Below are 8,295 nucleotides of genomic sequence, written 5' to 3' on the forward strand. Positions count from 1 at the left end.
CCAATTAAACAGACTGGTATTTTTTGAAAATTAATTGAACGCCCTCAACCAGAGTTAACAAATTGGCATCATTTCGGCATTATTCGAACGTACTGCCCAATTGCAGATAGAAGACGTCATTGCCCCCCTCCGCCATGCCGTAGCCGAGGAATACAGGGCCAAGGAAGCTCTCCACCCCGACATAAACCGACCCGGCGGTAAACGAGCTCTCCAGACTGATATCCTCACCCTTGTTCCAGACCCCGCCCTGCTCCAGAGATCCCCCCAGATAGAGCGGCATCTTGAGGGCACCGAAGTCATTGTCCGCCACCCGATAGATGTAGCGCAGGCCACCAAACAGGCTGTAGCGACCGCTCAGCTGGTAGCGCTGGAAACCGGAGAGGCGGAACAGTCCGCCCAGATCCTGAATATGCAGCGGCACCACCTCTTCACTGCCCGAGCCGCCCCCTTCGAGGATCAGGTTGAGGCTGTGCCTGTCCCATGACCAGGGCTTGATCATCGAGAGCTGATAATTCCAGCCTTCACTGCGCCCATCTGCCGACTCAAGTCCATCCACACTGACGTGGGAGTGGCCCAGTTTCATGTCCCATTTCACCCCCTGATAGGGGAAATAGCGGCTATCCAGATTGTCGTGTTCAAAGCGGACATAGGGGCCCCACGCCGTGGCATCCATCTCCAGCCCCTTGAAGTTCTTCACATCAATCGTACCCAGTTGTCCCTCCAGTCCCATCGACAACCTGCTCCAGGGCTGGCGGTTCCAGCCCACCGCCAGATCACCGCTGAAGAAGGAGTATTCGGAGTCGAGATAGCTTATCGAAACCGCCTCGGGATCCGGATTGGGGAAAAACAGGCGGCGCAGGGTCTGGTCATAGGCCAGGCTCGCCTCACCATAGAAGGTCTGGGAGGGTTCGAGCGGGGTATAGAAGTCGGTCTTGATATGTTTGGCCGTGCCCAGCGACGCCTCGGTCAGCCACTCGGCACCCCACTCGTTGACGTTGGTGAGGGTATAGGACATGCCGACGTTGTAGTTGGAGGTGTTCTCGAAGTCATCGGTGAAACCGAACTGGAAGTTGAGGTAGCCCGGCCCCCAGTTCTTCTCGCTGGCATCCACCAGCAGCACGTTCTCCCCGTCACGCTCCTCCACCTCGTAGGTGATGCGATCGAACGACTCAAGGGCATAGAGGCGGCGAATGCCCGCTTCCAGACTCTCATTGGTCTGTACCTTGTCCGGCCGCACTTTCAGCATGGCGCGCACCGTCTCGTCGGAGAGGCGCGACTTGTTGATGATCTCCACCTTGTCGATGAAGTAGGCGGGCTGACCGCTACGCTCGGCACGGCGGCTCAGCTTCTGGTTGCGATAGGCGTTGTACTGCGCCTTGGTGAGCGACAGTTTATCGAGTTGCAGCGACACCTTGTCAGCCGCCGTCTCACCGATCTTGATCCCCTCCGGCATCCGGGCAAAGTCGGCGATCCCCATATCGCCAAACTCGGGGGCGATCAGTATATCCCTGGGCCCCATCAGCGCCTTCTGCTTGTCGGTGCCCACCTGGGTCATGTAGGTGGTGAGCTGGTCAATCATGGCCAACCCTGACTTGAGGGACTCCCGGGTACGCAGCTTGGCACTGATATCCACCGCGATCACCACGTCAGCCCCCATCGCCTTGGCGACATCCACCGGCATGTTGTTGACGCTGCCGCCGTCCGCAAGGATGTGCCCCTCCCACTCCACCGGCTTGAGGGCACCGGGAATGGACATGGAGGCCTGCATCGCCTTGGCCAAGCTGCCGTGATCCAGCACAAAGGGGGTGACCGTCTCCATGTCAGTCGCCATGGCGCGATAGGGAATGGGGAGATCATCGAAGCTCTCCTGCACCGGCAGGTTGGAGGTGGCCCCCCGCAGCAGGCTGGCCATGGATTGGCCCTGGAAGAAACCGTCCGGCAACTGGGTGGTATCGCCATTCACCCCTATGTCGGTGCGCAGCTGATACTGCTCGTTCTGTTGCTTCTTGCGCAACGACAGCTCGTCGCGGCCCACCTTGTCCTGATACCCCTTGTTCCAGTCGATGGCCAAAGTGGTGCGCTCCACCTCCTCGGCACTGAGCCCCATGGCATACATCCCCGCCACATAAGAGCCCATGCTGGTACCGACTATGATATCGACCGGAATCCGTTTCTGCTCCAGCACCTTGAGGATGCCGATATGGGCCGACCCCTTGGCGCCGCCGCCGCTGAGCACCACCGCAATTTTCGGGCGATCCCCCTGTGCCGCCACAGCCAGCAGCGGGCAGGCCGCCAGCATCACCAAAAGCAGACGGGTCCATCCCGCACCTAAGCTGCGCATCATATTTTCCATATTATTCAGAGGGTCAGTCACCAAGGATGGCCTCTACTATAAGGGGCCCGGCAGTTAGCGCAACCGTCAATCCGCATCCCGCCTGTGCTGCATGGCGAAGGGGCACGCCGCCGCCCCTGTGAGCGCAAACGTAATCCGCAAATAAAGGGCTGCAAGCCTCATGGGTAGCGCCGCGCTGCCGCTAATATGAGCGTCGTCAATCTCAACCTTTTGAGCACCTTTATGCTGGCAACCCTCACTCTTAAACAGAAAATACTGGCCACGGTCACCCTGGCCGTGGTCGTCTCCTGCCTGCTGGTAGGCTACTTCAGTCAACGCTCGGCCCAGCAACTGATCGAAAACCGGATGTTCGAGCAGGAGCTCCCCAACCTGACCCAGCGGATCAGCAAGGAGATTGAACAGGATCTCCACGGCATCGCCCAGGCCGCCCGCCAACTGGCCACCGACCGCTTCATCCTCGACTGGGTGGATCGGGGCATGCCCAAAGAGCAGGAGCCGATCCTCATCAACCAGCTCAAGGATGTGGCCAACCAGTATGGTCTGGTGACAGCCTCCTTCGCCGATCGCCAGAGTGCCGCCTACTACAACCAGGATGGCTTTCTGCGCAACCTGACCCCGACACAGGACGCCTGGTTCTATGACTACACCAAGAGCCAGAAGGAGATGACCCTCAGCATCTTCCGCGAGAGCAACGGCGAGGTGAAGCTGTTCGTCAACTTCCAGCAGCTCAACGGGCGCGGGCTGGCCGGCTTTGCCAAATCCCTCGACACCATGGTGACCATGGTCTCCAACTTCCGGCTGGAAGAGAGCGGCATCGTCTTTATGGTCGATGGCAGCGGCAAGGTGAAGCTGCACCCCGAGGCCAACCGTATCGAACGCGATACCTTGGGCGGCATCGCCAGCGGTGATACCGGCAGCCTGCTGGCCAAACGTCCCTTTGCCGTCATCAACGCCGAAGTCAATGGCGAGCCCATGGTACTGGCCAGCAGCTATATCCCGCTGCTCGACTGGTATCTGGTGGCCCAGGTGCCAGAAGCCGAGATCTATGCCGAGCTGGATCAGACCCGCAACGAGATCCTGATGATCTCGCTGGTGATTGCACTGGCCATGGGGCTGATGGGGATGCTGCTGGCAGGCTCGGTCAGCCGCCCGCTCAACGAGCTGGCCCGCCTGTTCAAAGAGCTGGGCAGCGGCGATGGTGATCTCACCCAACGCCTCAAGGTGGAAGGGCGTGACGAGCTGAGTCAGGTCGCCACCGGCTTCAACAACTTCGTCGCCAAGATCCACGGCTCCATCGAGCAGGTGGCGGAGAACTCCCGCCAGCTCGCGGCCACCGCCAACGAGGTGGCCAACAAGGCGCAGCTGACCCAGCACAACTGTACTGCCCAGCGTGACCGTACTGTGCAGGTGGCCACCGCCATCCACGAAATGGGGGCCACGGTGAGCGAGATCGCCGGTAACGCTTCGCTGGCAGCCGAAGTAGCCAGACAGGCCAACGATCAGGCCGATGCAGGGGCAGTAGTGGTAGCGCAGGCGCGCCACGGCATCGTCGACCTCTCCGGCGAGATTGAGCAGGTGGCAGGGGTTATCGAATCGCTGGCGAGCCAGACCGACTCCATCGGCAGCATCCTCGAAACCATCCGCAGCATCTCGGAGCAGACCAACCTGCTGGCATTGAACGCCGCCATCGAGGCCGCTCGCGCCGGTGAACAGGGTCGCGGTTTCGCCGTGGTGGCAGATGAGGTGCGTAACCTCGCCAACCGCTCCGCCGCCTCGACCGCCGAGATCCAGGGGATGATCAACCGCTTGCAGGAGCAGAGTGCCCGCGCCGTCAGCGCCATGGCGCAGGGTCGCAACCAGAGTCTGGAGGTGGTGAGCCAGGCCGATGAGGCCAACGCCGCCCTCGGCCAGATCACCGCCCACATCACCCAGATCAACGACATGAATATCCAGGTCGCCACCGCCACCGAGGAGCAGTCCAGTGTGGTCGGCGAGATCAACCGCAACGTGGAGGATATCAACCAGCTCACCATGGAGACCGCCGACATCGCCCACCAGCTGACCGAATCGAGCCGCAGCCTGCAGCAGCTCTCCGGTCAGCTAGACAAGCTGGTTGGCAACTTCCGGCTCTGACCCCGACCTTGACCTGAGCCATCAACAACAGAGAGCGCCGTGGCGCTCTCTGTTGTTTTGGTGGCGGCTAATCCGGCATAGCCGTCAGCCCTTGCCATCCCGTTTGCGCTGATACATCAGCTCATCTGCGCGGGTGAGCAGCTCGGCCAGAGACACACAACCGCGCCCGTCGTAGCAGACAATCCCGGTGCTGCAGGTCAGCGCATAGCCGCAACCACTGTGCTGATTGTGCTCGGCCAAGATGGCATTGAAACGCTCATAGGCTAGTTGTGCCTGCGCCTCTAGCACATTGGGCAACAGGACGGCGAACTCATCGCCGCCCATGCGGGCAAACACGTCTGCGCCCCGAAAAGCCTGCTTGAGCAGAGTGGCAAAGGCGATCAGAGCCCGATCCCCTTCTGCATGCCCCCACCGATCGTTGATCCCCTTGAAGCCATTGAGATCCAGATAGAGCAGCGCCAGTGGCATCTGCAAGCGACTGGCCAGCGAGAGGCTCTTCTCCGCCAGCATCACGAACCCGCGCCGATTGGAGATCAGGGTCAACTCATCAATGGTGGCCAGCTGCACCGCTTCGAGCTCCCGCACCACCATCGCCGCCAGATCCTTGAGCAGTCCCACATCCTCGTCGCTCAATTCCCGCGGCACCGTATCTATGATGCAGAGCGTCCCCAGTTTGCAGCCGTTGGCGATCCGCAGTGGCTGTCCGGCATAGAAGCGGATGCCGGGCCCGCCTACCACCAGCGGATTGTCGGCAAAGCGGGGATCCTGCGAAGCATCCGGCACGATAAAGGTCTCATTGCCCATGATGGCGTGGCCACAGAACGAAATGTCCCGGGCGGTCTCGCGGACCTCCAGTCCGATACAGGATTTGAACCACTGGCGATCTTCATCCACCAGACTCACCAGCGCGATGGGGACATTGAACACCCGTCGGGCCATGCGGGTCAGCCGGTCAAACCGCTCCTCGGCCTCGGAATCCAGCAAAGAGAGCCGCCGCAGGGTCTCCAGCCGCAATGCCTCATCGGGTGGAATGGGTGCTTCTAGCATCGTGCCTCTCTCATCAGTGCCAAAACCTATCTTTAGCATATTGGGCTTTGTCGAAGTCGGGGCAGCAAGGAGAAAACAAAAAGCCGCTCAAATGAGCGGCTTTTTCATGAAGATGGCAGAAGATTACTTTTTCTTCTTGGCCTTGGCGTTCGGCAGGTCGGTGATGGAGCCTTCGAACACTTCGGCAGCCAGACCCACGGACTCGTGCAGAGTCGGGTGAGCGTGGATGGTCAGCGCGATATCTTCGGCGTCCGCACCCATTTCGATGGCCAGACCGATTTCACCCAGCAGTTCACCACCGTTGGTACCCACGATGGCACCACCGATGACGCGGCCGCTCTCCTTGTCGAAGATCAGCTTGGTCATACCGTCGGAGCAGTCGGACGCGATGGCGCGGCCGGATGCAGCCCACGGGAAGGTGGCGACTTCGAAGTTCAGGCCCTGTTGCTTGGCTTCCTTCTCGGTCAGACCAACCCATGCCATCTCTGGCTCGGTGTAGGCGATGGACGGGATCACTTTCGGGTCGAAGTAGTGCTTCTTGCCGGCGATAACTTCGGCGGCAACGTGACCTTCGTGAACACCTTTGTGTGCCAGCATCGGCTGGCCAACGATGTCACCGATGGCGTGGATGTGCGCCACGTTGGTACGCAGCTGCTTGTCCACCTCGATGAAACCGCGCTCGGTCACGGTAACGCCAGCCTTCTCGGCATCCAGCATCTTGCCGTTCGGCACACGGCCTACGGCAACCAGCACGTTGTCGTAACGAACCGGCTCGGCCGGAGCGTGCTTGCCTTCGTAGGAGACGTACAGGCCGTCTTCGCGCGCTTCAACTGCGGTGACCTTGGTCTCCAGCATGATGTTGAATTTCTTGGCAACGCGCTTGGTGTAGATCTTGACGATGTCTTTGTCGGCAGCCGGAACCAGCTGGTCGGCAAATTCCACCACGTCGATCTCGGAACCAAGAGAGGAATAAACGGTACCCATCTCCAGACCGATGATGCCGCCACCGATAACCAGCAGTTTGCCGGGAACGGTTTTCAGCTCCAGCGCATCGGTAGAGTCCCATACGCGCGGGTCATCGTGGGGGATGAACGGCAGCTTCACCGGACGGGAACCAGCCGCGATGATGGCGTTGTCGAAGGTCACGGTAGTCTTGCCATCGGCACCTTCCACTTCAAGGGTGTTCGGGCCGGTAAATTTACCCAAGCCGTTAACAACCTGAACTTTACGCATCTTGGCCATGCCAGCCAGACCGCCGGTCAGCTGGTTGATAACCTTCTCTTTCCACAGACGGATCTTGTCGATGTCGGTCTGCGGGGCACCGAAGACGATGCCGTGCTCGGCCAGCGCCTTGGCTTCTTCAATCACTTTGGCAACGTGCAGCAGCGCCTTGGAAGGGATGCAGCCCACGTTCAGGCAGACGCCACCCAGGGTGGAGTAACGCTCGACGATAATAGTATCCAGACCCAGATCGGCTGCACGGAAAGCAGCGGAATAACCGGCAGGGCCAGCACCCAGTACTACGACCTGGGTTTTGATTTCTTTACTCATCATGACCTCTTTGTCGTTCTTATATCCCCGGACAGCGCAGTCTTATGCCTTCTTTTCGTTGTAAAACAAGGCGGCTGCAGCCGTGAAAAAACGGGGCAAGTTTACGATCATGTTAATGAAATGAGAAGTAAAAAGGGCAGGCTCTGGGCCCGCCCTCTCACTTACAGGACCAGTCGACGAATGTCAGACAATACGCCATTCATGGTGGTGATGAAGCGAGCCCCATCGGCACCATCGATCACGCGGTGGTCGTAGCTCAGAGCCAGCGGCAGCATCAGGCGCGGCGCAAACTCTTTGCCGTTCCACTTCGGCTTCATCTCGGACTTGGATACGCCCAGGATGGCCACTTCCGGCGCGTTGACGATCGGGGTAAAGCTGGTACCGCCGATGCCACCCAGGCTGGAGATGGTGAAGCAACCGCCCTGCATGTCGGCAGCTGTCAGCTTGCCGGCACGGGCCTTCTTGGAGATCTCGGCCAGATCGCGAGACAGCTCCATGATGCCCTTCTTGTTCACATCGCGCACCACGGGCACAACCAGACCGTTGGGGGTATCTACCGCCACACCGATGTGGATGTACTTCTTCATGATCAGCTTGCTGCCATCTTCGGACAGGGAGCTGCAGAAGCGCGGGTGAGCTTCCAGCGCCTTGGCGGCGGCTTTCAGGATGAACACCAGCGGGGTGATCTTCACGTCTGCCTTCTGCTTCTCGAGCATCGCATTCTGCTCTTTGCGGAACGCTTCCAGCTCGGTGGTATCGGCTTCGTCGAACTGGGTGACATGAGGGATCATGACCCAGTTACGGTGCAGGTTCGGACCGGAGATCTTCTGGATGCGGGTCAGCTCGACCTCTTCCACATCACCAAACTTGCTGAAGTCTACCTTCGGCCACGGCAGTACGCCCAGACCGTTGCCACCGGCTACGCCGGCAGAGGCAGGAGCGGACTCGGCACGCTTGATGGCATCCTTCACGTAGGCTTGCACATCTTCTTTGACGATGCGGCCCTTGCGACCGGAGGCTTTCACCTTGGCCAGGTTGACGCCGAACTCGCGCGCCAGACGGCGTACCGCCGGAGATGCGTGCACGTAAGCGTCGTTGGCAACGAAATCGGTCGCAGCGGCAGTAGCCTGGGCAACCGGAGCCGGAGCAGCGGCAACAGGGGCTGCAGCGACCGGAGCGGCAGCTTGAGCAACCGGCGCGGCGGCAGGAGC

At 60.1% G+C, this 8,295-nt stretch carries 5 protein-coding genes; 1 reads left to right on the forward strand and 4 read right to left on the reverse strand.

What is annotated here, in order from left to right; all coding sequences use genetic code 11:
* Positions 1-79: 79 nt before the first annotated feature.
* Positions 80-2,341 carry a patatin-like phospholipase family protein gene (locus tag L972_RS12660; protein WP_047438632.1) on the reverse strand — a complete coding sequence of 754 codons (2,262 nt, stop codon included), beginning with the start codon at positions 2,339-2,341 and terminating at the stop codon, positions 80-82.
* 234 nt (positions 2,342-2,575) lie between these two features.
* On the opposite strand from L972_RS12660, the gene L972_RS12665 reads away from it, so the two are divergent.
* A complete protein-coding gene (locus L972_RS12665; RefSeq protein ID WP_047438772.1) occupies positions 2,576-4,486 on the forward strand; it encodes a methyl-accepting chemotaxis protein in 1,911 nt (636 codons plus the stop codon).
* 84 nt (positions 4,487-4,570) lie between these two features.
* On the opposite strand, the gene L972_RS12670 is transcribed toward L972_RS12665, so the two are convergent.
* From L972_RS12670 to aceF, 3 genes are all read right to left on the reverse strand, one after another.
* Entirely contained in the window at positions 4,571-5,533 is a 963-nt protein-coding gene (locus L972_RS12670) for a sensor domain-containing diguanylate cyclase (protein ID WP_047438634.1), read from the reverse strand.
* A gap of 123 nt (positions 5,534-5,656) precedes the next feature.
* Complete coding sequence (gene lpdA, locus L972_RS12675) at positions 5,657-7,084, reverse strand: dihydrolipoyl dehydrogenase (protein WP_047438636.1); 1,428 nt, start codon at positions 7,082-7,084, stop codon at positions 5,657-5,659.
* A 161-nt stretch (positions 7,085-7,245) separates the two neighbouring features.
* Positions 7,246-8,295: dihydrolipoyllysine-residue acetyltransferase (gene aceF, locus L972_RS12680; protein ID WP_047438638.1), on the reverse strand; the 1,050-nt coding region annotated here is incomplete at its 5' end.

Source organism: Aeromonas sp. ZOR0001 (assembly GCF_000801015.1).
Classification (GTDB): domain Bacteria; phylum Pseudomonadota; class Gammaproteobacteria; order Enterobacterales; family Aeromonadaceae; genus Aeromonas; species Aeromonas veronii.

Bases quoted from the DNA above. Each gene is read 5' to 3' on its own strand.
- L972_RS12670 (WP_047438634.1), bottom strand. From the start codon at position 5,533: ATGCTAGAAGCACCCATTCCACCCGATGAGGCATTGCGGCTGGAGACC.
- L972_RS12665 (WP_047438772.1), top strand. From the start codon at position 2,576: ATGCTGGCAACCCTCACTCTTAAACAGAAAATACTGGCCACGGTCACC.
- L972_RS12660 (WP_047438632.1), bottom strand. From the start codon at position 2,341: ATGCGCAGCTTAGGTGCGGGATGGACCCGTCTGCTTTTGGTGATGCTG.
- lpdA (WP_047438636.1), bottom strand. From the start codon at position 7,084: ATGAGTAAAGAAATCAAAACCCAGGTCGTAGTACTGGGTGCTGGCCCT.